This is a genomic window from Vibrio mangrovi, from assembly GCF_024346955.1.
Classification (GTDB): domain Bacteria; phylum Pseudomonadota; class Gammaproteobacteria; order Enterobacterales; family Vibrionaceae; genus Vibrio; species Vibrio mangrovi.
In genome coordinates, this window is the sequence record NZ_AP024884.1 from 138,884 (window position 1) to 163,545 (window position 24,662).

The 24,662-nt window shown below is 47.5% G+C and carries 16 protein-coding genes and 1 pseudogene; 9 read left to right on the forward strand and 8 right to left on the reverse strand.

Annotated elements, in window-relative coordinates; translation table 11 throughout:
- Positions 1 to 326 precede the first annotated feature (326 nt).
- The 5 genes from OCU74_RS16875 to OCU74_RS16895 are packed head-to-tail and all read left to right on the forward strand — an operon-like array spanning position 327 to position 8,194.
- Entirely contained in the window at positions 327 to 2,384 is a 2,058-nt protein-coding gene (locus OCU74_RS16875) for a type VI secretion system Vgr family protein (protein WP_261856177.1), read from the forward strand.
- Entirely contained in the window at positions 2,372 to 3,118 is a 747-nt protein-coding gene (locus tag OCU74_RS16880; RefSeq protein WP_261856178.1) for a DUF4123 domain-containing protein, read from the forward strand. Before OCU74_RS16875 ends, OCU74_RS16880 begins: the two co-directional genes overlap by 13 nt.
- Positions 3,115 to 4,092 carry a Rhs family protein gene (locus OCU74_RS16885; RefSeq protein ID WP_087483062.1) on the forward strand — a complete coding sequence of 326 codons (978 nt, stop codon included), beginning with the start codon at positions 3,115 to 3,117 and terminating at the stop codon, positions 4,090 to 4,092. The genes OCU74_RS16880 and OCU74_RS16885 overlap by 4 nt, the downstream gene beginning before the upstream one ends.
- A 40-nt stretch (positions 4,093 to 4,132) precedes the next feature.
- Positions 4,133 to 7,972, forward strand: coding sequence for an RHS repeat-associated core domain-containing protein (locus OCU74_RS16890; RefSeq protein WP_159457486.1), 3,840 nt, complete (start codon positions 4,133 to 4,135; stop codon positions 7,970 to 7,972).
- 3 nt (positions 7,973 to 7,975) lie between these two features.
- Complete coding sequence (locus OCU74_RS16895) at positions 7,976 to 8,194, forward strand: hypothetical protein (protein ID WP_087483063.1); 219 nt, start codon at positions 7,976 to 7,978, stop codon at positions 8,192 to 8,194.
- A 118-nt stretch (positions 8,195 to 8,312) separates the two neighbouring features.
- On the opposite strand, the gene OCU74_RS16900 is transcribed toward OCU74_RS16895, so the two are convergent.
- The 5 genes from OCU74_RS16900 to OCU74_RS16920 form a co-directional block, all read right to left on the reverse strand.
- Positions 8,313 to 8,510, reverse strand: a complete 198-nt coding sequence (locus OCU74_RS16900; RefSeq protein ID WP_087483064.1) for a hypothetical protein — start codon at positions 8,508 to 8,510, stop codon at positions 8,313 to 8,315.
- Between the two features lie 468 nt (positions 8,511 to 8,978).
- Positions 8,979 to 10,775 carry a S8 family peptidase gene (locus tag OCU74_RS16905; protein ID WP_200807807.1) on the reverse strand — a complete coding sequence of 599 codons (1,797 nt, stop codon included), beginning with the start codon at positions 10,773 to 10,775 and terminating at the stop codon, positions 8,979 to 8,981.
- A gap of 22 nt (positions 10,776 to 10,797) precedes the next feature.
- Positions 10,798 to 11,496: a hypothetical protein gene (locus OCU74_RS16910; RefSeq protein ID WP_200807806.1), complete on the reverse strand. Its 699-nt coding sequence runs from the start codon at positions 11,494 to 11,496 to the stop codon at positions 10,798 to 10,800.
- A gap of 24 nt (positions 11,497 to 11,520) precedes the next feature.
- Positions 11,521 to 12,504: an AAA family ATPase gene (locus OCU74_RS16915; protein WP_087483066.1), complete on the reverse strand. Its 984-nt coding sequence runs from the start codon at positions 12,502 to 12,504 to the stop codon at positions 11,521 to 11,523.
- Positions 12,505 to 12,772: 268 nt separating this feature from the next.
- The gene (locus tag OCU74_RS16920) at positions 12,773 to 13,219 is read right to left on the reverse strand and encodes an NUDIX hydrolase (protein ID WP_087483067.1); all 447 of its coding nucleotides are present in this window, start codon (positions 13,217 to 13,219) and stop codon (positions 12,773 to 12,775) included.
- A 167-nt stretch (positions 13,220 to 13,386) separates the two neighbouring features.
- Here OCU74_RS16920 and OCU74_RS16925 point away from each other — a divergent pair.
- From OCU74_RS16925 to OCU74_RS16940, 4 genes and pseudogenes are all read left to right on the forward strand, one after another.
- Positions 13,387 to 15,110: pseudogene (locus tag OCU74_RS16925) on the forward strand (type VI secretion system Vgr family protein); the annotation flags it as partial.
- Positions 15,098 to 15,853, forward strand: a complete 756-nt coding sequence (locus OCU74_RS16930) for a DUF4123 domain-containing protein (protein WP_087483068.1) — start codon at positions 15,098 to 15,100, stop codon at positions 15,851 to 15,853. The pseudogene OCU74_RS16925 and the gene OCU74_RS16930, both read left to right, overlap by 13 nt.
- On the forward strand, positions 15,850 to 20,589 hold the full coding sequence (locus OCU74_RS16935) for an RHS repeat protein (protein WP_261856179.1): 4,740 nt from the start codon (positions 15,850 to 15,852) through the stop codon (positions 20,587 to 20,589). Before OCU74_RS16930 ends, OCU74_RS16935 begins: the two co-directional genes overlap by 4 nt.
- A gap of 15 nt (positions 20,590 to 20,604) precedes the next feature.
- Complete coding sequence (locus OCU74_RS16940) at positions 20,605 to 20,868, forward strand: DUF6966 domain-containing protein (RefSeq protein WP_072961413.1); 264 nt, start codon at positions 20,605 to 20,607, stop codon at positions 20,866 to 20,868.
- Between the two features lie 592 nt (positions 20,869 to 21,460).
- Here the strand turns inward: OCU74_RS16940 and OCU74_RS16945 are convergent.
- The 3 genes from OCU74_RS16945 to OCU74_RS16955 all read right to left on the reverse strand — a co-directional run bounded on the left by OCU74_RS16945 (position 21,461) and on the right by OCU74_RS16955 (position 24,658).
- A complete protein-coding gene (locus tag OCU74_RS16945; RefSeq protein WP_087481168.1) occupies positions 21,461 to 21,658 on the reverse strand; it encodes a hypothetical protein in 198 nt (65 codons plus the stop codon).
- 520 nt (positions 21,659 to 22,178) lie between these two features.
- The gene (gene aguA / locus OCU74_RS16950) at positions 22,179 to 23,270 is read right to left on the reverse strand and encodes an agmatine deiminase (RefSeq protein ID WP_087481167.1); all 1,092 of its coding nucleotides are present in this window, start codon (positions 23,268 to 23,270) and stop codon (positions 22,179 to 22,181) included.
- Positions 23,267 to 24,658 (reverse strand): APC family permease, encoded by a 1,392-nt coding sequence (locus tag OCU74_RS16955; protein WP_087481166.1) that lies wholly within the window; start codon positions 24,656 to 24,658, stop codon positions 23,267 to 23,269. The genes aguA and OCU74_RS16955 overlap by 4 nt, the downstream gene beginning before the upstream one ends.
- Positions 24,659 to 24,662 lie beyond the last annotated feature (4 nt).

Here is a 24,662-nt window from a genome sequence, read left to right on the forward strand (position 1 = left end):
GAATATGGCCTGACACTATAAAGACGGTTCCGTTTTGTGGCAATCACATCCATCCGGTGGCTTCATTTCTACTTCTTTTATGGTGACTTATATTTCTGTGGTGACATCAGAAACATATATAGAGCAAAACGTCAGAAAACTGAGATATTCATTCAATAAAACTCTCTTAGTAATGAATTTTTATCGATAAGGGCTGAACTCAGTAAAATAAATTGCATACAATGGTAAGCTGCTGAGTAAAGCTCAGATTGTCGGTCTGCTGCTTCCCGTTCTTGGTGAAACAGACAGCTTCTGCATTGATTAAAATAAACATAAAAGGTTTCTTCATGGCAACGTTAGGTTTCAGGCTCAGTGTCGATGGGGTCGACGACGAGTCATTGGTGGTGCGTGACTATCAGGGATTTGAATCGGTGTCAGCATCATCTGACAGTGGTGGCCGCCCGGTGTACGGCTACCGTTATCAGGTCGAACTCGCCAGCCGTAACAGTGATCTGACCTTTGAACAGATGGTCGATACCACGGCTCTGTTAGAGGTTTTCCGTAACGGTCAGGTGGTGCAGAAAGTTCATGGCATCATCCGTAACTTCAGCCGTGGCGATACCGGCCATCACCATACCTTTTATTCCCTGACGCTGGTGCCTTCTCTCGAACGACTTTCCCTGCGTCATAACAGCCGTATCTTCCAGCAGAAAAGTGTCCCGGAGATTCTTTCTGTCCTCCTTTCTGAAATGAACATCACCGATTATGCTTTTTCCACCCAGCGGGAATGTCTGCCGCGGGAGTTCTGCGTGCAGTACCGGGAAACGGATTTAGCGTTTTTCCACCGGCTGGCCGCCGAAGAAGGGCTGATGTACTACTTTACCCATGAAGCGGAAAAACACACGCTGGTGGTGACTGATAATCCGGAAGGGTTTACCACGATGGGCGGAACCGTGCCTTACAACGTCCTTTCCGGTGGTATTTCTGAAACACCTTACGTGCAGTCGATGACCGAGCAGAAGCAGTCGCAGGTCAGTTCGGTGTGGATGCAGGACTACAGCTTTAAAAAGCCGGATTACAGTTTTAAACAGACCGCAGAAGGCAGTGAACTGGACTATCAGCTGCCAACTTACGAACATTATGATGCGCCGGGGCGTTACAAAGATGATGCCAGCGGCAAGGCATTCAGCCATATCAGGCTCGACTCGCTGCGCAAAAATGCCCATACCGCGAAGGGTAAAAGTAATCAGGCCATGCTTCAGGCCGGCGTACGCTTTGAACTGAGCGAACATCTGGACAAAGCTATGAACCGCAACTGGCTGGTGGTCGGCATTGCTCATCAGGGCAGTCAGCCACAAGCGCTGGAAGAATCCGCTGGCAGCGGCGCGACCACCTATGCCAACCAGTTTACCGTGATCCCTGCTGATAATTTATGGCTTGCACCTATCGCCAATAAACCCCGGGTTGACGGCGCGATGGTCGCCACAGTGGTCGGCCCGGCAGGTGAAGAGATTTATTGTGATGAACATGGCCGGGTGAAACTTCATTTCCCGTGGGACCGGGAAAGCAACGGTGACGAGCTGAGTTCCTGCTGGGTGCGGGTTTCTCAGGGCTGGGCCGGCGCTCAGTACGGCATGGTTGCGGTGCCACGGATCGGTCATGAAGTGATTGTTGATTTCCTTGACGGCGATCCGGATCAGCCGATTGTTACCGGGCGAACCTTCAATGCCAGCAATGTGCCGCCTTATCCATTGCCGGACAATAAAACCAAAACAGTCATCCGCACTGAAACCCATCAGGGGCAGGGATTTAACGAGCTGAGTTTTGAAGACCAGTCCGGCAGTGAAAAGATTTATCTGCATGCGCAGAAAGACACTGAATCCCTGATTGAAAACGACGCCACTACGCTGATCCGTCACGACAGTCACCTGACGGTCGAAAATGACCGTTATGAACATATCAAGATGAATGATCACCTGACCATTGACGGTGAGCAGCGCCTCAAAATTACCAAAGACCAGACACATGAAATCGGCGGCTCGCTGCAACAGCAGATCGGCAGCCTGACCGCAGTCGAGACTGGCAGTGCCATTACCCTCAAAAGCGGTGCGAAAATCGTCGCCGAAGCCGGCTCCGGCCTGACCCTGTCTGCCGGCGGCAGCTTTATCAGCATCGACAGCGGTAGTGTCAATCTATCCGGCCCGGCGATTAACCTCAACGCCGGCGGCAGTGCCGGTAGTGCCACAGCTTATGGTGGTCAGGCGGCACTATTGCCGGATGAAATCACCACCAAACCGGAAAACCCGGCCCCGATCCTGACACCGGCTCAGATTGCAACCATGAAATCAGCCGCCCCGTTCTGTGAAGAGTGTGAGAAGTGTAAGGACGGTGTATGTGCCATCTAAAAGAGCAGCTGACCCCGGATTTAAACTGGTACGTCATTTTAAACCAGACCAGTGACGGCAATCCGCAGCGCTGGTTTTATATGAACGGCGGCGAGAATGCTCAGGGCATCTGGCTCGGCACACCGTATGCCGAGTGGCGTGAAGTGATGCCGAATATCGCTCAGATCTCGCCGGAGCATCCGTTTCTTGACTGGATTGCAACCGAATCTTGCGATGACTGGGGCATTGTGGTCGGCAGTGAAGCTGACTTTGCCACCGTTCAGGCCCATTTCCGCAGTCTGACGCATGTGTGGCTGCCCTCGGGCGAGCATGTGTTTTTCCGTTTCTACGACCCCCGCTTCGGGCTGGATGTCGCAACCTTCTGCGAAGATGAAGCGCGCACTGCCCTGATGGGGCCGACGCAGTGCTGGCTGAGCCTGTCTTCATCACAGCAAGAACTGACACAGGTCGATAACCCGACCCCGACAGCAACCGCCGATTTTCAGGAACGCGCTTTCCCGTGGTGGACCGTGCCGGAGGCGGTGTTGGCAGCGTTTGGTGAGAAAGATAAATCAACCCTGATTACCAACAGTCTCAAGTGGATCAAAGAGCAGCACGCGGATCTCTATTTCTATTTCCCCGAACCGGTGCTCAACGCCAAGGTGACCCGTCTGGTCAACCGTTATAACGAGCAGACTCCGGTCACTCTCAACCAGTATTTACATCAAGCCCTGCATCAGGAGGTTTACCGATGAGCACTGCAACAACCGATTTAGATCAGATGTTCTCTGATATCAAAGCCGATTTTCAGGGTTCTATCGATGAATACCGCAAACATTCAGAGAATATGCTGTATGGCTGGGCTTTGGAGATGGAGCAGAAAATTGCGGTGAACGGCAGTGAAATGTCAGCGGATATCGATGATGACGAAATCCGGGCCGATATTATTACTTGCCCGCTGGACGGCAAGCTGACGCTGGTGCACTGCTTTGAGGCCGAAACCTTTGTTCCGCTGGGCGATACACCTTTTGAAATTCAACCGGTCAAACCTGGGAAATATTATGGATATAACCATGATGGCCCGGCTTATAAAGGCACGATTGGGGCGTCAGGTTCGATACTGGTTGAATTAGATGCAGCAACCTACGGTGGCAAGCAACTGCAAATCACTTTCTATCCGGATGTGACCAAAGATGATGTCAAAACATTACTGGATTCCTATGATGCCACGCTGGAAAAACTAACCAAGTGGCTGGAAAAGGAATGGGAAGCCCAGAAAAAAGCATGGCAGGAATTTCTGGATAATCCGATTGACGTGTGGGATGAAGTGAAAAAATTCCTCCACAGCATGGTTAATGAGCTGATTAAAGCGTGGGATGAAATTGCAGATCTGTTCGATTTGTTGGCCCATCCGACCAAACTGGCGAAAATGCTGAGCAAGTATATGGAAAACCCGGAGTTGATTGCCAAGATGCTTCAGGATGCGAAAGATGAAGCGGCCAAGATGCTGATGCTGCTGAAAGATGAAGCGCGTTGTTTCTTGTGTATCAAGGCCGTGTATAGCTGGATACGGATGCTCAGCCCAACGCAGATCCTTAATTTCATCGGTACCAGTCTGGCAGCAATTCTGGTGGAAGTTATTCTGATGTTGATTATTCCCGGCGGTGCGGTGTTGAAAAATGTCAACCGGGTGCGTGATGTGGCAAGTTATGCGTCGTTGGTCAACTAAGACAGCGATTAAAGAATAATAAAGATTAGGTGCATAAAAGATGGCGCGTAAAGCAAAGTATGTAGATATCATCGGCAAAATCGAAAAGTTGGTGAAACTGGTTCAGGAAGATGTCGATGAAGGTTTGGCGGCTCTGAAAAAACTATCGCAACACGGGAAGGGCGATTTCAATAAAGGGCTGAAAAAGAAGCAACTGGTTGAAGGCGATACGCTGGATGGGGCAACCGGTCAGGCCCGTAAAGCGAAGCAGCAGTCTAAACTGGTTGCAGACGAGAACATTGATAATGTCGATAAACCCGGCACGACTCCGAATAAAAAGCCGGCAGATAAAGTTGAAAATACCTGTACCAACGGATGTCCGGTCTCGATGGTGACCGGTGAAGAGTTGCTTTCTGTGGAAGATGTGACTTTGCCGGGTGCATTGCCATTTACTTTCAGCCGGACTTACCGGACCAGTGGCTGTGAAATCAATGCCGGGCTGGGTTATGGCTGGGGTCACTCGCTGGCTCATCGTCTTGAATTCAAGGACGGTGAAGTGCTGTGGCACAATGAAGAAAACCGGATTATCCCACTGCCGGAACCAACAGAAAGCCGCCCGGAAATCTTTAACAATCTTGCCGGTGCAGCCGTCTTTCTTGGCGGTCAGGCGAACGAATATGTACTGGCTGCGCCGGGCAAGCCGTTCTACCACTTTGAACGTCAGGGCGACAGTGCCCGTTTGGTTCGCTTGTCGGACAATTACAACAACACGCTGAGTATCAGCTACGACCGTCAGAAGCGCCCGCAGGCGGTGGTTAGCCCGCATGGTATTGCTCTGTGGCTGACCTATGAAAATGACCTGATTACTCAAGTTGAGCTGAAGAGCTTCCGTGATACTACGGAAGGGAAAGAGTGGACGACACACCGTTTTCTTCATCAGTACACCTATAATGACCGCCAACAACTGATTGCCGAAAGTAATGAAGGCGGTCTGGGTGAAAGTTATACCTATGATGCGCAGCATGTCATCACCGAGCGGAAAATGGCGGGTGGTATTGCCTTTGGCTGGGAATGGGAAGGCGAAGGTAAGGCTGTCCGCTGTATCAAGCACTGGAGTAATACCGGTTATCTGGCAGAGTATGTCTGGGATGACGAGGCCCATACGGTGACCGTCGTCAACAGTGATGGCTCGCAAGAGATTTACCAGCACGACGAAAACGCCAAGCTTATCAGCACCACTGACCCAGACGGCGCGGTCACAACCAATGGTTACGATGAAAGTGGTCATCTGGTCAGTACTATCGATGCACTGGGCAATGAAACCCGCCATACGTACAACAACAGCGGTGACCGGGAAGCGACGATTGCCCCGGACGGCACCGTCACCGAGTTCCAGTATCTGCGGGGTAAAATCTTCAAGGTCATTCAGGGTGAGGCGGTCTGGCGCTACTTCCACAATATGGAAGGAGATTTAACCGAGAAACGCGACCCGCTGGGCAACACCACTTTCTACCACTACAACGACATCGGTCGTCTGTCGAAAATAGAATATCCGGATGGCAGTGAACACCAGTTGCGCTGGAACCGTCTGGGAATGCTGATTGGTGAAACCTACCCGGACGGCAGTGAAGTGGTTTACCGCCACGATATCAGTGGCCGGGTGATTTACGAGAAGTCATCAATTGGTGGTGTGACGGAATACCAGTGGGACGGCGCAGACCGTCTGGTGGCGATGATTTCGGGCGGCAAAATCAAGCGCTTTGAATATAACGGCTACGGCAAGGTTACACAGGTCACCGATGAAAGTGGGCTGAAGACCAACTATGAATATGGCGAGAACAGCCATTTAGTGAGCCGGGTGGTCAACCCGGACGGCACCAGCCTGAGCTACCGCTATGACAATGTAAAAAACTTTGTCAGTGAGATTACCAATGAGCGGGGCGAAACCCACAGCATCGGTTATTATCCGAATGGTCTGGTACAGACGGAAAACACTTTCGATGGCCGGACGTTCAGCTATGAATATGACCTGTTGGGACAACTGACCAAGAAGACCGAAACCGGCACCGAAGGCACAGAGTTGACGACTGAGTTCGAGCGCGATGTCATGGGCCGTCTGGTGAAAAAGACACTGGCCGACGGCAGCAGCATTGACTATCGCTACGATGAATACGGCAACCTGACCGAGGTGGATGACGGTGAACGTCCGCTGGTGTGGCGTTATGACCTGATGGGCCGGGTGACCGAAGAGCATCAGGACTGGGCCTCGAACTATTTCAGCTATGATGCGCTGGGACAGGTTGAAAGCTGGCAGCTTCCTGATGCCAATGTGCTGAAATACCAGCGTGGCAGAGGCGGTGCGCTGAAGCAGATTGACCTCAATGACTCGGTGCTGACCCAACACCTGTACCAGAACGGTTTAGAAAAAGAGCGTCATCAGGGGGCGGTCATCAGCAGCTTTGCCCATGACGAGCAGGGCAGACTGACCTACCAGCAGCGCAGCCTCAACCGTCAGATAACCCGTAAACGGGATTACAGCTATGATGCGCGGGGCAACCTGACCCATATCAGTGACAGTAAAGACGGTGACATTCACTTTGACTATGACCCGCTGTCACGCCTGAAGGCAGTGCGGGGAAATATCGAAGAGCGGTTTGTGCATGATGCGACGGGCAATGTGCTGTCGCAAATCCTCGGCCGTCATGACGACATCACCCGGGACAGACTCGGTCATGCGCAGGGCAACCAGCTGGCTTTTCATGGTGACAGTCACTATGAATATGATGAATTCGGGCGGCTGATTACCGAGAAACGGGGCAAAGGCCAGAGCCTTGTCACCCGCTACGAGTACGACTGCCAGCACCGGCTCATTAAAGCCAGTCTGCCGGATGGCACGATAGCCGACTACAAATATGATGCCTTTGGCCGACGGACACACAAAACCGTCACGGACAAGACAGGTAAGGTAACCACCACCGAATATCTGTGGCAGGGTGATAACCTGATTGGGGAAACCACAGACACAAACTACCAGAGCTATATCTACGAGCCGGGCACGTTCAAGCCGCTGGCACTGCTCAAAGGTGAAGGTAAAGACGCGACGCCGTACTATTATCACCTTGACCAAATCGGTACACCGACAGAAATCACCGATGTGGAAGGGCAGAGCGTGTGGGCAGTGCAGTACCGCGCCTACGGCAGTGTGCTGACTCAAAGTGTCGAAGAAATCCAAAGCCCGCTGCGTTTTCAGGGGCAGTATTATGATGAAGAAACGGGTTTACATTACAACCGCCATCGTTACTATAGCCCCAGCACCGGACGCTTCATCACCGCTGACCCGATAGGGCTTGCCGGTGGTCTGAATAACTACCAGTATGTGCCGAATCCTACGGGATGGATTGACCCGTTGGGGTTGGCGAATAATGCTACGAATTGTTCTTTTAACATTGATACAGATATAGATAAACAACCAGCTAATGCTCCTTTTTCAAAAGATGCAAATGGCCGTTGGCATGATAAGCAAGGTAGGTTTGTTTCACAAAGTTGGCCTCCTAACGATGGTTTTGCAACGAGATATGGCGAAGTTTTACGAGATCGAGTGACTTTACAACCTGGGGATAAGATAGATCGTTTTGGTGGTTGGTATGAGAATGGAAAATTTAGGGATAAAGGTAGTTATTTTTCAGATATGGGAGTGCCTTTTGAAAATAGAGCATTGCCACCAGAAACGAAACTTTCACCTTATCGTAGATATGAAGTTGTGGAACCGTTTGATGTTGAAGCTGGACCTATAGCTCCTTGGTTTGGTGAACCCGGAGGAGCTAGACAATACCTAGTGCCAAAACTAGAAGGTGGAGTCGAAGGTTTACTTAAGTCAAAGAAAATAAAGCCAATAGAGTAAATAATGAATAGTGAAAAATTAGTTAAAATAGATTTTGTTGCTTCAGAAGGCTATCCAGCAGGGAAAAAAATCTACTATAAATGTACAAAATGTGGGGATTATGTCCCGTCATTTCCGCAACATTTTGCTGAATGCTCGTGCCAAAATATTACGGTAGATAGAGCGGGAGGCAGGTTATCTGTGGAGTTAAAAGATTTTATTGAAATATACAAAGAACGTTGAGGTATTTTGATTATTCTGTGTAATTTATGGGAGGAATAAATTTAATCGGGTAGTTTATATACCTTATCTCATGAAATCGAGCCGCAATTGCGGCTCGAAAATCAAATAAATCAATCTATTACACCAAATTCTCTCCATCAACCACTTCATGGTATCGCACACAATGCGTAGTAATCAGATTATTCAGATACAGCAGCACATTGCGCAGTTCCTGACAGTTTTGCTGCTGCTCGGCTTCAAATATTTCTTCTAACTGGCGCAGATATTCGCGGGCTTTTTGGGCAAATTCGGGATCGTAAGGGATGGTTTCGTACATAGTGAATTCCTTGTGGTCATTGAGAATACACACCACACGAAGTTCCTACGCTTCGGGTGGTGAACTGGAACAAGGTGTAGGAATACCGCTCCACAAGGTTAGCAGTCAGCCGAAGCTGCCTTGCCCAGCCCACCATAATTCAGGCGAGCTAAAGCGTAACATAGAAAAATACCAGTATAAACTGACATTTATTATGCCTTGTGGTGGGGATGCGGGTTCCTACGCCCGGCACCGGATTTTGCCAGTGCGGGAGTTAGGTTATCTGATTGTGGGAAAGGAAAAGTATGGAAAAAGTATGAGATTTTGGGCATTGATCATGGTTATGGGGAAATATTGGAATAGAGCAGGGTTAGCACGAATTTGGACAGAAATGAGCTAGAAACATGGCTTAATTAAACTCATTTCAGATGAGAAAATGTATTGGAAACGGCGAAAATAATGGTCAGTATTTATTGACCATATTTGGCGTTAACTAATTTCTATAGTTACCACATTTTCAATAACAGTCCTATTCCTGATCTCAGTTTCTACTGGCGTGTATAAATCTACCTCCGTTGATGGCGTTTCAATTGACACAATCAATGAATAACGAGCTTGTTTATTATATCGTTCCAACTTTTTGCGGGTTCGCCACCAGCCCATAGCCGGATAAACAGCCAATAAACCGCGTTCAGCTAAATCAGCCGCAGTGCCTTCCCAAACATCTTTATGAATAGATCCTTTATTACGAAAATCACCTAATAGCCAATTAGGATCTGGTGGAGGCGTTGACGAACCTTCTTCTTCAGCTCTAGCGGCTCGACTTAATCGTTGCAAAAATTGAGCTTTGGACTCAGTTGGACGTTTCACATCAAAACGCAGTTGATGGCTCGGGTAACGATATTTACTTGATATATTGCGGCTAGATGGATTAGGTTCAATAAAGTACGACAAAGTAATTGTCATTTTTACAGGAACATCACCTAATTCCAAAAGTTGTTCTTTTGGCCAAGGGATATCATGGACATGCATATCCTTAGTCGATGGAGCTTTACCTTTTATTTTTTCAAACGGCTGCAGCTCATCCTCCACAATCATTACTAACGAGTTATTTGCACTCCACAACGCTTTGCTGAGATTTGGAACGCCGTAACCAACACATCTAGCTAAATGTTGTGCTCGTTGCCGCGCTGTTTTCCCTGGATAGGAGAATTGACTGAGCATGCTTTCAGTCCAGTTCGCTGAATGAACAATTAAAGCTCTTACCGTTTCTGGCCATAGATTAGGGTACGATGCACTTATCTCTGCGGCAAATTTTGCAGCTAACGCTGTTGCTGCACTAGTTGCATTAAATGTTGAGAATAGTCGTGTATGGAAGTCATGATGAGTAGTCAAAAGCTGCAGACTTGACATAGAAGCCGCTGAATAATCATCAACTCCCATATTTCCGCCTTCAAAAACGACCTCTGGTTTAATAGGCATTGAGTTCATCCAAGTCACAGAGGTAGTACTATATGGGCTCAACCCACCATTGGGAGCAAGCGGAGTATAATTTTCCCCACCATCATCAGTTATCTGTGTTTTATTAGTGTATGCTCCAACAGTCAAAACATTCCATGACTGACCAGGGTCATGAATATCTTGTAGCTCATTGTATTGGGGATATTCTTTTAATTGGGTTAAATTTTCTTCAGTATTGCCAGCACAAACAACAAAAAGCCGTGGATATAAATTCTCTCCGCTATAATCAACAGATAATGCATCTAATTCTGAGGACCATGCTGATGGTTTCCCTCTATCTTTTGAATCTTTTGCTGATAAAGCAAGCGTATAAATTCGTTTTCTATCAAAATTTTCGATCTCAGATAAAGAAATACCAGACGCAGTCACTTGCCCAAGGTGTTTATCTCTGTTATCCCCAGGATAACGTAAAAGCTTAATGGATTCTAATTTGTGATTGATACTTATTCGGTCAGACGTTTCAAGAGCAGATATCAAATCTCCCCAGATAGAAAGCCCCGCCATTGAAGTTCCATGACCATTAGCATCAGCTTCATCCCAGGTAGGATCAACAACAAACATATCATTAGTATTAGCAAAGGCAGATAAAAGAGGATGACCAACATTTATACCAGTATCTAAAATAGAAATATAAGGGGGGGTGTCATCATCATCAAAATTATATTCAACTCTTTCGGTTAATTCCTCTGCCCATTGATGCTGATCTTCTATACCCAGAGAATCAAAAAATTCAGCTGTTGTTTTCGATTTGCGTATTTCAGAAATCTTACTTAAAAGTACAGCTGAACTAGCTAGCTGATCTAGCTAGCTGATCTAGAGATGTCCTAACTAGTAATACAGTTCTTTCCGGAAATTCAAGTGTACTATCTGATACGGTTATTTCATGAATACCACAAAGCTTTTTAAAATCATTAATTACGGCGACCCGATCATCACCCACAGGTAACCATATTTCAAACCAATCAACTTCCTGATTGGAAGTAGGAAATAGCTCTGGATTATCCGTCCAAAGGCTTTCTATAACAGTATTACGAATAGTGGAAATAGCGTTCAAAAGAACCGCATGCTTAGGACCTGATTTATTGTCTTTACTTGGGTTTAAATATTCTGAAATTTTTTTCTCTAAAACTCCAAATTTCCCCAGCGGTACCAACACGTTTGCCACATAGATATCTTCCTTTTGAACTACGCTCAACAACTCTATTCCACTTCGAACATCCGCTAATTTTTCAAACGTGATTTCAATACCAGGGAAACTTTCAAATGAGAGTTGAACTCCCACAGGAGTATCTAGTTCAATACTATCAATTTCTTCACTGATAGCTTCTTCGGCAACTTTCGCTAATGTTAACTGAGATGAAAGATTAGCACCGTGAGCAGCTCGGTCTCTCTTTGGTATGGTAGGCGTTATTACGACTCTTCTTGGATAGGTATATTTCTGTGCTTTCCCGCTCTTTCCTACAAATAAATGTTTTTTTCCTTCCATTATTCCTATCCATTAATACAAAATTTAAAACAGGTCCTTTCTCATGTTTTTTCGATCTAAGATAGCGTCTTTAACAGTGGTCAACGTGATTCGCTCCGTTCCATGAATCAGCATATCTTTGATTGATTCATCCGCAGCTCGAGTGATCTCTGCACTACTCAATTCTTTAGCTATCTCTGGCAATTTTTTCCATGGAAAGCTCTTTGCTACATATGGCTTAAGTCTGTTTTTAAACAAAATTATGATTTCGTCATCTTCTGGCAATTCGTACCGAATAACATCGTCAAACCGTCTAAATAACGCATTATCCAAGATTTCAATATGGTTAGTAGCGCACACGATTAAACTATTAGACTCATCCTGTTCGATCATTTGAAGAAAGCTATTTAATATTCTGCGAGCTTCACCCACATCATTTTGAGAATTCCGTTGTGAACCTAGCGCGTCGAATTCATCAAAAAAATACACACCTCGAACATTGCTAATTGCATCAAATACCTGCCTTAATTTAGCAGAAGATTCTCCCATAAATTTAGTTATCAACGCATCAAGCTTTACTTGAAACAGAGGATAATCCAATTCTCCAGCCAAGATTGATGCAGTAAATGTCTTACCTGTTCCTGGAGGTCCAACCAATAGCACTTTTCGACGAGGAGACAATCCATGAGTTTTTAATTTTGTCATGAATTTTTGTTCTCTGATTAATCGCTCAAGCCGAACTTTCAAATCGTCTTTTGCAATCAAATCAACAAGTCTGTTTTTAGGTTGAGACGCAAAAAGAAGTCCACTAGTATCTTGAATTCCTTTTGCAATTGAAATTGGAGCATGCTTATCAGCTGAAACTTTCTTTTTAGCTACAGTTACCAAATCACGCAGCTCTTGCGCAAGTTTCCCATGACCACTACGGGCTTCATGCGCAGCGACTTGTAAAGCAATAGACATGAATCGGTCGTCATCCTTTTCGAGATGCGACTGCAACAATGCTTTTAATTGCTCTGAACTAGCCATAAGAAGTCTTCTTTTAAATAAAATTGATATAACACTTAACCGTTATAGTTTGACACAGTACCTTAAAAAAAACATCCATTCATTACGATGTCTTTCAAGGTAGTTGTCACTAGTCGGTTAATTAGCGACCAATTGATTTGGCTAGATTCATATGCGTAAATGGGATCAGGTCGTATCTTTTGACAAGCATTACTTTTTGTATGTCTAAATGGACCGATTATCTGATTTCGTGTTTAAAGGCGTAACAAACTTTGGGGCAGATTCGATTTTAATTCTTCATTTGATGGGCTTTAAGTCGTTCGCTTAACTCCCATAAAGCTATTCGATTTGAATCATACTTGAGAAGTTCGCTCGCCTCAGTTGCGTTACACCAACGGAATTCAGTGTGTTCCGAAGATAACTGTGGCTCCCCCGAAACCTGCACTGAGAATGAGTATTCTGGTATCACATAAGGGTGATCGCTCCATTTTTCATGACCAGAATAAAACACTCTAGGTAACATGCACATAGCATCAAGTTGAACCCAGTCACTACCTGTTAACGACGTCTCTTCATACAATTCTCTTTTTGCGGCATCGAACAAAGACTCTTGGTCTTCTCCACCACCAGAAATTGCCTGCCATTCACCATTGTCTGTTCGGCAAGCAATCAAGAAGATAGGTTCAGAAATTTTAAATTTATATGGAAATATCAGAACCTGAAATGGTGCTCTCACTGCCTTGATTCCACTGTTGTTGCGAATCAATAGATACTACAACCATTAGGAAAAGTTAGGCAATTCTCAGATTACATTATTCGCGGTTTTATTGCGCAAATGCGGAATGGGGCAAAAACTTGTTACCTTTCAAATCTGCCCTAGGCTCCTAAATTATCACTCCTCGCCTGCGCCACAACAGCCGTATCTTCCAGCAGAAAAGTGTCCCGGAGATTCTTTCCGTCCTCCTTTCTGAAATGAACATCACCGATTATGCCTTTTCCACCCAGCGGGAATGTCTGCCGCGGGAGTTCTGTGTGCAGTACCGGGAAACGGATTTAGCGTTTTTCCACCGGCTGGCCGCCGAAGAAGGGCTGATGTACTACTTTACCCATGAAGCGGAAAAACACACGCTGGTGGTGACCGATAATCCGGAAGGCTTTACCACGATGGGCGGAACCGTGCCTTACAACGTCCTTTCCGGTGGTATTTCTGAAACGCCTTACGTGCAGTCGATGACCGAGCAGAAGCAATCGCAGGTCAGTTCGGTGTGGATGCAGGATTACAGCTTTAAAAAGCCCGATTACAGTTTTAAACAGACCGCAGAAGGCAGTGAACTGGACTATCAGCTGCCAACTTACGAACATTATGATGCGCCGGGACGTTATAAAGATGACGCGACCGGCAAAGCATTCAGCCAGATCAGGCTCGACTCGCTGCGCAAAAATGCCCATACCGCGAAGGGTAAAAGTAATCAGGCCATGCTTCAGGCCGGGGTGCGCTTTGAACTGAGCGAACATCTGGACAAAGCTATGAACCGCAACTGGCTGGTGGTTGGTATTGCTCATCAGGCAGTCAGCCACAGGCGCTGGAAGAATCCGCTGGCAGCGGCGCGACTACCTATGCCAACCAGTTTAGCGTGATCCCTGCTGATAATTTATGGCTTGCACCTATCGCCAATAAACCCCGGGTTGACGGCGCGATGGTCGCCACAGTGGTCGGCCCGGCAGGTGAAGAGATTTACTGTGATGAACATGGCCGGGTGAAACTTCATTTCCCGTGGGACCGGGAAAGCAACGGTGACGAGCTGAGTTCCTGCTGGGTGCGGGTTTCTCAGGGCTGGGCCGGCGCTCAGTACGGCATGGTTGCGGTGCCACGGATCGGTCATGAAGTGATTGTTGATTTCCTTGACGGCGATCCGGATCAGCCGATTATTACCGGGCGAACCTTCAATGCCAGCAATGTGCCGCCTTATCCATTGCCGGATAATAAAACCAAAACAGTCATCCGCACTGAAACCCATCAGGGGCAGGGATTTAACGAGCTGAGTTTTGAAGACCAGTCCGGCAGTGAAAAGATTTATCTGCATGCGCAGAAAGACACTGAATCCCTGATTGAAAACGACGCCACTACGCTGATCCGTCACGACAGTCACCTGACCGTCGAGAATGACCGTTATGAACATATCAAGATGAATGATCACCTGACCATTGACGGTGAGCAGCGCATCAAAATTACCAAAGACCAGACGCATGAAATCGGCGGCTCGCTGCAACAGCAGATCGGCAGCTTGACCGCAGTCGAAACCGGTAGTGCCATTACCCTGAAAAGCGGTGCAAAAATCGTTGCCGAAGCAGGCTCTGGTCTGACCCTGTCTGCCGGTGGCAGCTTTATCAGCATCGACAGCGGTAGTGTCAATCTATCCGGTCCGGCGATTAACCTCAACGCCGGCGGTAGTGCCGGCAGTGCCACGGCTTATGGTGGTCAGGCGGCGCTATTGCCGGATGAAATCACCACCAAACCGGAAAACCCGGCCCCGATCCTGACACCGGCTCAGATTGCAACCATGAAATCAGCCGCCCCGTTCTGTGAAGAGTGTGAGAAGTGTAAGGACGGTGTATGTGCCATCTAAAAGAGCAACTGACCCCGGATTTAAACTGGTATGTCATTTTAAACCAGACCAGTGACGGCAATCCGCAGCGCTGGTTTTATATGAACAGTGGCGAGAATGCTCAGGGCATCTGGCTCGGCACACCGTATGCCGAGTGGCGCGAAGTGATGCCGAACATCGCTCAGATCTCGCCGGAGCATCCGTTTCTTGACTGGATTGCAACCGAATCTTGCGATGACTGGGGCATTATCGTCGGCAGTGAGGCTGACTTTGCCACCGTTCAGGCCCATTTTCGCAGTCTGACGCATGTGTGGCTGCCCTCGGGCGAGCATGTGTTTTTCCGTTTCTACGACCCCCGCTTCGGGCTGGATGTCGCAACCTTCTGCGAAGATGAAGCGCGCACTGCCCTGATGGGGCCGACGCAGTGCTGGCTGAGCCTGTCTTCATCACAGCAAGAACTGACACGGGTCGATAACCCGACCCCGACAGCAACCGCCGATTTTCAGGAACGCGCTTTCCCGTGGTGGACCGTGCCGGAGGCGGTGTTGGCGGCACTGAGTGAAGATCCGAGTGTGCTGACCAATAATCTGCTTCAGGGATTGAGTGAATATCAACAGGCACTGTATGACGCTTATCCTGAGCCGGTGTTGCGGCAGAAAACGGAGCGTTTTGTGGCCCGGTATCAGGGTGAAAAAGACGGTTATCTTGCGGCTTTCATTGAATATATAGAACAAGAACAACAACGGTTGGGGATGCTTTCATGAGCGAAAAACAGGAATTTTATAACTATATCAATCAACAGTTGGAAGCCTTTCCTGAGATGCTGGGTGAATATCAGAAAACCACAAAGAAGTGGTACTTCCAGCTTGCTGATTCAGCAACGGAAGCATTGGATCGCCCTTCCTTTTTTTCGATGGATAAGCAACTCAAGGTTAATGATCAAACGACAACCGTCGGCAAGGATGATGAAAACTACAAAACAACCGTGCAGTGTCCTCTCAGTGGCAATCTGGAAATCGAAAGTGTGTTCCAGTCTATCTACCATGTACCGCTGGGAAAGATTCAGGCGATCGTGAAATCAGAAGATGGCAGCGATACCCGGGAAGTGATGCTTGATGCTGAGGGGAAAGCTTCTGTGACCGGTTTGACGCCGGGTAAGTACTACGAGGTATTTATCGACCATAAGCCGACTCCGGCGGAGATGGACAGCCTGTTTTCTCATTATGATGAACTGAGCAGTGATTTGATGAACTGGCTGAACGGCAAATGGCAAGGGTTTCAGCCGCAGTGGGAGAGTTATTTTACTAACTCGGCAGCTCAGTCTGTATTAACGGTGATTGCCAATTTTGCTGATGGGATCTGGAGCGGATTAAAAGATCTGTGGGACGGTCTCGAAGAGATATATAACATGCTCAAGGATCCGGTCAAAGCGCTGAAAGATCTGGGTGAAGGTGTGGCAGATATTATCAATACGATAAAAGATGCTGCCAGCAGTGCACCGGGAATGCTGGAAAAAGCATTATTGTTCGCCTCAGATGAAGCGGCACTGTACCTGTTTGTACGGGCGATGATGGCTTATATCTCGATGGTGCCGCTGACGGGAATGCTGAATAAGCTGGCTGAAATGGGGGGTAATGCACTGGCTGGTGTGCTGCTGGGGCTGCTTGGTGGCGTAATTGTTACCTTTATTGCCACACCGGCTTCTGGCGTGGCTTATGCGGTTTACCGGGCGGTGAAAACTGCCGGAGTGGCGATTAAAAAGGTCATCGAACCGCTGCTGAAAGTGATTGAGGAAATCTTTGCCTTTGCCAAGAAACTGATTAACAAGGCCTGTGAGAAATTCAAGCGTATCGCCATGAACAAGGGCGGCAAAGGTGTATATCGCAATGGCAAGCTTGAATATGAAGCGAATAACCGGCCGAACAGTGTTCTGCATACTGATAACGATGGGTTGCCGGATAAAAGTACTTCGTCTACTAATGGTGCTGACCGCCCAACACAGGACAGTAAGAAAACCGTTTGTGATAATGACCCTATCTCAATGGCGACCGGTGAGGAGCTGCTAACGCTGACCGATGGTCATCTGATTGGTCTGCTGCCGTTTGAGTGGCAACGGCTTTACCGGACTGGCTCAGTCGAGACCAATGTCGGGCTAGGTTACGGCTGGTCGCACACGCTTTCTCATCAACTGACCCTTGATGGGGATGAAATCATCTGGCGGGACGGCGAAGGTAAACTGACCCGTTTCCCCAGACCGACAAAGCAGCTTCCGGCCATTACCAACCGGATGGCAGGCTCGGCGGCTTTTCTTGGCAGTGACGAGCAGATTGTGATTGCTGCCGGGGGGCATTTTTATTTCTTTAAAATGAGCGGTGACAGCGGCAGACTGACCACCATCAAGGATGTCTACGACCATACGCTGAGTATCGCTTATGACCGTCAGCATCGTCCGGTCCGGGTTGCCACCGAAACCAACCTGAAGTTTGAGCTGGTTTATGAACATGACCTGATTGCCCGGGTGGATTTGTATGCCTATCTGGCTGAGCAGGACGAATGGCAGTTTGTTCAAACGCAGGTGAGTTATGGCTATAACGGTCTGTCACAACTGATTAGCGCAACCAATGCCAGTGGTGAGACCGAGCAGTATACCTACGATGCACAGCATGTGATTCAGTCGCGTGAGCTGGCCGGTGGCGCAGTATTCCGCTGGGAATGGCAGGGCGAAGGCAAGCAGGTTCGGGCAATCCGCCAGTACAGTAACCTGACTCAGGTGGATACCCGTTATGAATGGGATGAAGATGCCGGAACGGTGACGCTGACCAACAGCGACGGCTCGCAGCAGGTGTACCAGCATGATGAAAACGCCCGGCTGGTGAAAGAAGTCGACGGCAGCGGCGGTGAATACCTTAAGGAATACGATGATAAAGGCCGACTGACCAAAGAAACCGATGCACTCGGTAATGTCACTGAATCGGTGTATAACGATGCCGGAGAGCTGGTTGCTAAAATCGAGCCCAATGGCTTAACCACCCATTTCTCTTACCGCAATGGCCTGCTGAGCAAAGTGCAGCAGGACAAAGCGATATGGCAGTACCGACACGACCATCTGGGCCATATTACTGAGCAGACCGACCCGCTCGGTCACACCACAAATTATGACTACAATGACCACGGCCTGATTGAGAAAATCATCTATCCGGACGGTGGTGAGCACAAACTGACCTGGAACCGCAACGGTCATCTGGTGGATGAAACCACACCGCCGGGTGAAGTCATCCGCTACCGCTACGATATTCTGGGACGACTGCGCCTGCGCCATGACAGTCAGGGAGTTACCGAACTGTCTTATGACCGCAGCGGACGGCTGACCAAACAGGTGCTTCCCGGCGGGCAGACCCGTTTCTATGAATACAACGCTTACAACAAGGTGACTAAGTTTACCGATGAGCAGGGCAGAGTCACGACCTATGACTATGAGTTCCCGCTGCATCTGGTGACGAAGAAAACCAACCCGGACGGCAGTACGGTTCAGTACCGCTACGACAACCCGTTCCATTTTGTCAGCGAGATTATCAACGAGCGTGGCGAACGCTATCAGATTGATTACATGCCGACCGGTCATGTGCAGCGGGAAGTGACGTTTGATGGTCGTCAGTTCGTGTATGAGTATGACAGCCATACCCAACTGACTGCGAAGACTGAAATCGGCAGTGAAGGCACTGAGCTGATTACCCGCTATGCATATAACGAGCAGGGCAAACTGATAGAGAAAATCCTGCCGGATGAATCAACTATCAGTTACAGCTATGACTTACTGGGCCATCTGACCGGTGTTAATGACGGCCAGTGGCCGCTGGCGTATGAATATGATGTGCTGGGCCGGCTGACGGTTGAACATCAGGGCTGGGCGAGTGCCGGTTACCGCTACGATGCGATGGGGCATCTGACAGCGCACCTGTTGCCGGACGGCCAGCAGATTGATTATGAGTTTCAGCACGGTCGTCTGCATCAGGTCAGCCTGAACGGACATTGCCTGACCCAACACCAGTATCAGGTGAGTGGTCTGGAAAGCAGCCGGACACAGGGCGCGCTGACCAGTCACTTCCAGTATGACGACATGGGCCGCCTGAGCGAGCACCGGGTCAGTCAGGCGCAGCAACAGACCTTGTTCCGCCGTTATCAGTACAACCGTTCGGGCAACCTGACACAGGTCGAAGATAACCTGCGCGGCCTGACTCAATATCAGTATGACCCGCTGGACCGTCTGACGTCGGTGCGCGGCAGTGTCAGCGAGACGTTCGCCCATGACCCGGCAGGCAACCTGATACAGGACCAACTGAGTAATGTGGAAGGCAACCGATTGCTGTTTCAGGGTGACTGTCACTATCAGTATGATGAGTTCGGTAATCTCATTCAGGAAGCCCGAGGGACAAACCAGTCATTAGTCACAACCTACGAATACGATGGTCAGCACCGCCTGACCCGGGTTGAAAAGCACGACGGCACCATTGCGGAATACCAATACGATGCGTTTGGCAGACGGATTCAAAAAGCGGTCACGGATAAAACCGGACATCAGAAAACCACCGAATTCCTGTGGCAGGGCGATAAACTGCTGGCCGAATCAGGCGACAGTCATTACCAGACTTATCTGTACGAGTACGGCAGTTTTAAACCGCTGGCACTGATTACCGGCGAAGGTGCAGCTAATGCAACACCATACTTCTATCACCTTGACCAGATTGGGACGCCGCTGGAAATCACCGATGCAACCGGGCAAGTGGCATGGTCGGTGGATTATCACAGTTACGGCAATGTTGCCTACCAGCGCAAAGCCGAGATTGTCAGCCCGCTACGTTTTCAGGGGCAGTATTATGATGAAGAAACGGGTTTACATTACAACCGGCACCGTTACTATAGCCCGAACACCGGACGTTTTATCACCGTTGACCCGATAGGTTTAGCGGGCGGGCTGAACAATTATCAGTATGTGAAGAACCCGACCGGTTGGATTGATCCGCTGGGGTTAATGAGTGTTCCGGGAGATTGCCCGGGTAAATCTCCAAAATATACTGATAACGCCAGCAAATTAGGTACAATAGAAGGTGAATATTCAGCAATAAACCCTGGGCCTTTAGATGATGGAATTGCCGGTACATTTTCAGGTGGGCGCTACAAAGTAGTTTCGTTGAAAGAAGATACAATACTTTATCGCGCTGGTACTGAGAGTAATCCATATGGACAATTCTTTAGTGTTGAACCACCAATTAGCGAGATTCAAACTCGAATAGACAAGGCTGTATTACCTGTGTGGCCCGGCGGAGGAAAATCCCCAATAGATACTGCATTTGAATTAAAAATACCTGCGGGTACGAAAGTTTATGTGGGTGAAGTAGGCTCACAGAGTAAAGCATTTATTGGTGGAACAGAACAAATTGTTGTTTTGCAGCCATGGGCTTTAGAAGGCGTTGAAGTTATGGGTTCAAAAGCACTGAAGTAAGTTATGGATATTTAAATGAAAAATATTAGTTCTATTGTTTCAGAAATGATCGAATTGCTAGAAACCTATGGATACTTTGATTGGGCAAAAGCATTGAAATCGAATGTATCATATATGAGTGATTCACCTACAGAAGCGAAAAGCAGAATTGTTTCGATGTATGGGGGAATGGGATCATTAAATGATATCGTTTTGCATCAGAATGGTGTACCAAATTTAAAAGATAATTTACGATTCAGCGAACTTCGCAGTGAGCTTTATAACATTTGTATCAAGTAAATTAACAGGAACAGATACCTTCAAAAAACAGCCGACGGACTAAAAGTTCCGGCTGTTTTTATTCACATCAACTGATATCTGGGGTAAACACAGACTCATGATTAATACTTTATTCTGGATGAACACTAAACAAAACTGATGCCTGTTAAAAGCTCTTTAGAAGTAATGAAAGATACTAAGGCTCCTGCTATTTCTAATAGGTTAGAAAAGCTAAGGAATAAATGATGATCAAAATTGAAGAGTATGCACCAGATGGGATGCCTAATTACCATCACTTACAACCCATAGTCGATTATTTGTTGAAAAATGGTAATGAGTCTTGTAACTCATTTTTATGGGGTAATAATAGGACGGGGTATTTTTTTGTCATTTAAAAAACGAAATTGATTTTGAACAGCTTTTGTCTGTTTTTGATATCCCAGATACGATTCGAATTGATGCTGAAAAACAAACAATAGACTGCTTTAATACTTATTCCTTAATAAAGGGGAATATGGGTAATTAAATTGGTGGGTGATTAACTCATCATAAATAGAACTTAAAGATAGAACTGAGCCGCATTTGCGGCTCGAAAACCAAATAAATCAAATAATCACACCAAATTCTCCCCATCAACCACTTCATGATATCGCACACAATGCGTAGTAATCAGATTATTCAGATACAGAAGCACATTCCGTAGTTCCTGACAGTTTTGCTGCTGTTCGGCTTCAAACATTTCTTCTAACTGGCGCAGATATTCGCGGGCTTTTTGGGCAAATTCGGGGTCGTAATGGATGGTTTCGTACATAGTAAATTCCTTGGAGAATGATGAAAATAAATTCACCACGGGAGTTCCTACGCTCAGGCGGTGAACTGGAACAAGGTGTAGGAATACCGCTCTCCAAGACACGGTCAGCCAAAGCTGCCTTGCCCAGCTCACCATAATTCAGATGTGCTGAGGCCGTATATAGTAAAAAACCAACGAAAAGTTAGCAACCTATAATGCTTGGAGTCTCATATGCGGGTTCCTACGCCCGGCACCGGATTTTGCCAGTGCAGGAATCAGGTTACCCGATTGAGGGAAAGGAAAAGTATGAAAAAAGTATGATATTTCGGGGAGCAGGTCACAGCCTCCAACCAGACTGCATCTGGACTTAACTTGCGATCAACAAGATGACCATTTGCTCCGGTATATCTGTTCAGGGCTTTTCTCTGCGTTTAAGGCATTAGAAGTACAAGGTTCGAGTGGGGGTTGAAGGAGCAAAAAACATGGATAAATGTTCTGTTCATTTATCCATGTTGATCTTTGTACGAGTTAATTCAAGATATTACCTAACGGGGACTTGTTGCGTAATACAGTGAATATTCCCACCACCCAATAGGATTTCCCGGGCGTTTACGCCAAGGAGATCATGTTCAGGGAAGGCGGCTTCCAGTACCGCTCTTGCTTCAGCGTCGCGGTCTTTATCCAATAATGGATAAACTACCTGCCCATTGCTGATCAAAAAGTTCGCATATGATGCAGCGAGCCTCTCTCCAGCCTCGCGTTCCATTCCTTCGCTGTGGTCAATTCCTGCGGCTTCTTCTTCCGTCATATAGAGAGGCCCCGGCATCGGAAGTTTATGGACGGTTATTGCACGCCCTTTCGCATCTTTTTCTGTATTCAGGATATCAAAAGCGTCACGACTGATCTGATATTGTGGATCATTTTGATCATCACACCATGTCAGCGCGACCTCGCCGGGTCTGACCACGTGCAGAATGTTGTCTACGTGTCCATTGGTCTCATCGTTATAAAGTCCTCTTGGTAGCCAGATAACTTTATCAATTCCAAGGAAATTTTTCAGGTGTTGCTCTATCTCACCTTTACTCATCTCCGGATTGCGACTTGGATGAAGCAGGCACTCTTCGGTTGTATAAAGTGTGCCTTCACCATCGGTGTGAATCGAGCCACCCTCTAAAACAAGTGGTGCTTGGTAAATATCATCTTGAGTGAGTTCGAGCATCTTATTTGCAACGACATCATCTAAATCCCAAGGAAAGTAAAGCCCGTCAATCAGCCCTCCCCAAGCATTGAACTGCCAGCTGATGCCTCTTCGGTCACCATTTTCGTTGATGACGTATGTAGCACCGATGTCTCTCATCCAACAGTCGTTATAAGACATTTCGACGACTTTGATCTCAGCCGGAAGCTGTGCTCGCGCATTAGCGAACTGAGCATCGTTGACCAGCATTACCACAGGCGTTTTTTTTGCAATGGCAACAGCTACATCAACAAAGGCTTTCTGAGCAGGTTTACCACTGTATCGCCAGTTATCACTTCGGGTTGGCCATGCCATCCATACTTCGCTTTGCGGCTCATGCTCTCCGGGCATGCGAAAATTGTCGTCTTGCGGAAGTCTATCAATGGTTTTGCTCACGCTAATTCTCCCTTAACGATACGGTTTGTGGCGTGTTTTGTACGTAATAGCAGAACCTCACCGATACAAAGCGTAATCATGACGCCAACAAGAATTGGCAAAGTGTATTGCCAGTCAACGCTACCGAAAATGATGTCAGGGAAAATGAACAACACGACAGCCTGAAGGATAATGATGAAACAAATTGCTGTTATGATTTTTTGAACGCCAAGGCCACCTGGTACTTTGAATGGGCGAGGTGTCTCGATGTCTGCGATTCTTAGCTTAAGATAAGCGGGGAACATCAGCAGATAAGGCATCAAAAATACACAGCTTGAAAACGCGAACATAGACCAGAACAGCTCATCGTTACTATTCGCAAACATGGCGTAGGTAAGAATTACCGAAGTAGAGACTAAACCAGTGATCACGTTCGCGCCGACTGGCGTTGAATATTTGCGTGAGGTTTTACCAACCAGTGCAGGGAGTTCTCCTTCACGGGCAGATTCAGCAGCAGCACGGCTTGAGCCCATCGTCCAGCTGACCATATTGCCGACAAATGTAATCAGCGTCACGATACCTAGTGCGTATGTCATAAAGCGACCAATCGCACCGTCACCAAACAGCACTTTGAGTGTATCGATAATGCCGGCGACCAATCCAACTTCCTCAACTGGCAGTGCCATCAGAATGCCCACGGTTCCAACAATATAGAGAAGGGCAGTAACGCTGATAGCAAGAAACACGACTTTAGGCATCTGTTTGACATCTTTCATCTCGCGGGTCATGGTTGCAACCAGTTCAAAACCCATCAGGTTAAAAACAAGAGCCGGAAGAAAAGCAACACCAGAGTCAAACGACGGCATCATAGACGACAAACTAAATTCGTTAGCCACGCCATTCTTTGCTGCATAGATAAAGCCACCGATGCCCAACACGGAAATGATGATAACTTTGAGAACGGCACAGAAGTTTGTGATTAATACACCAATATCGGTCGAAACGTTGCACACCCAAACGGTGCCCCAAGTGAGCACAATACAAATCAATACCTGAGTTGTGATTGATAGATCGGGGAAAAATAGCTCTGAAAACATGCCCGCAAACATGATGTAGACGGCCGGCATCCACAGCCCGACATTGATCCAATAGAACCAGGTGGTACGAATGGCCCAGTTTGAACCAAACGCTTTTTTGACCCAATCGTAAATACCGCCTTCACCGGGGTAGGCAGAACTCAACTCTGAAGTGATAAGCCCATACGGCAAGACAAAGATAACCAGAATCAGCGCCCACCATCCTAGTGAGCTGACTCCAATTGCGGCTGAAGCGGTTAAGGTATCGACAACCAGAACAGCGCACAAACTAAATAAAGCTAGCGGTATAATTCCCATTTTTACATCAGCCATAACA

Bases quoted from the DNA above. Each gene is read 5' to 3' on its own strand.
- OCU74_RS16935 (WP_261856179.1), top strand. From the start codon at position 15,850: ATGAGCGAAAAACAGGAATTTTATAACTATATCAATCAACAGTTGGAA.
- OCU74_RS16900 (WP_087483064.1), bottom strand. From the start codon at position 8,510: ATGTACGAAACCATCCCTTACGATCCCGAATTTGCCCAAAAAGCCCGC.
- OCU74_RS16945 (WP_087481168.1), bottom strand. From the start codon at position 21,658: ATGTACGAAACCATCCATTACGACCCCGAATTTGCCCAAAAAGCCCGC.
- OCU74_RS16940 (WP_072961413.1), top strand. From the start codon at position 20,605: ATGAAAAATATTAGTTCTATTGTTTCAGAAATGATCGAATTGCTAGAA.
- OCU74_RS16875 (WP_261856177.1), top strand. From the start codon at position 327: ATGGCAACGTTAGGTTTCAGGCTCAGTGTCGATGGGGTCGACGACGAG.
- OCU74_RS16915 (WP_087483066.1), bottom strand. From the start codon at position 12,504: ATGGCTAGTTCAGAGCAATTAAAAGCATTGTTGCAGTCGCATCTCGAA.
- OCU74_RS16895 (WP_087483063.1), top strand. From the start codon at position 7,976: ATGAATAGTGAAAAATTAGTTAAAATAGATTTTGTTGCTTCAGAAGGC.
- OCU74_RS16880 (WP_261856178.1), top strand. From the start codon at position 2,372: ATGTGCCATCTAAAAGAGCAGCTGACCCCGGATTTAAACTGGTACGTC.
- OCU74_RS16890 (WP_159457486.1), top strand. From the start codon at position 4,133: ATGGCGCGTAAAGCAAAGTATGTAGATATCATCGGCAAAATCGAAAAG.
- OCU74_RS16910 (WP_200807806.1), bottom strand. From the start codon at position 11,496: ATGGAAGGAAAAAAACATTTATTTGTAGGAAAGAGCGGGAAAGCACAG.
- OCU74_RS16955 (WP_087481166.1), bottom strand. From the start codon at position 24,658: ATGGCTGATGTAAAAATGGGAATTATACCGCTAGCTTTATTTAGTTTG.
- OCU74_RS16930 (WP_087483068.1), top strand. From the start codon at position 15,098: ATGTGCCATCTAAAAGAGCAACTGACCCCGGATTTAAACTGGTATGTC.
- OCU74_RS16885 (WP_087483062.1), top strand. From the start codon at position 3,115: ATGAGCACTGCAACAACCGATTTAGATCAGATGTTCTCTGATATCAAA.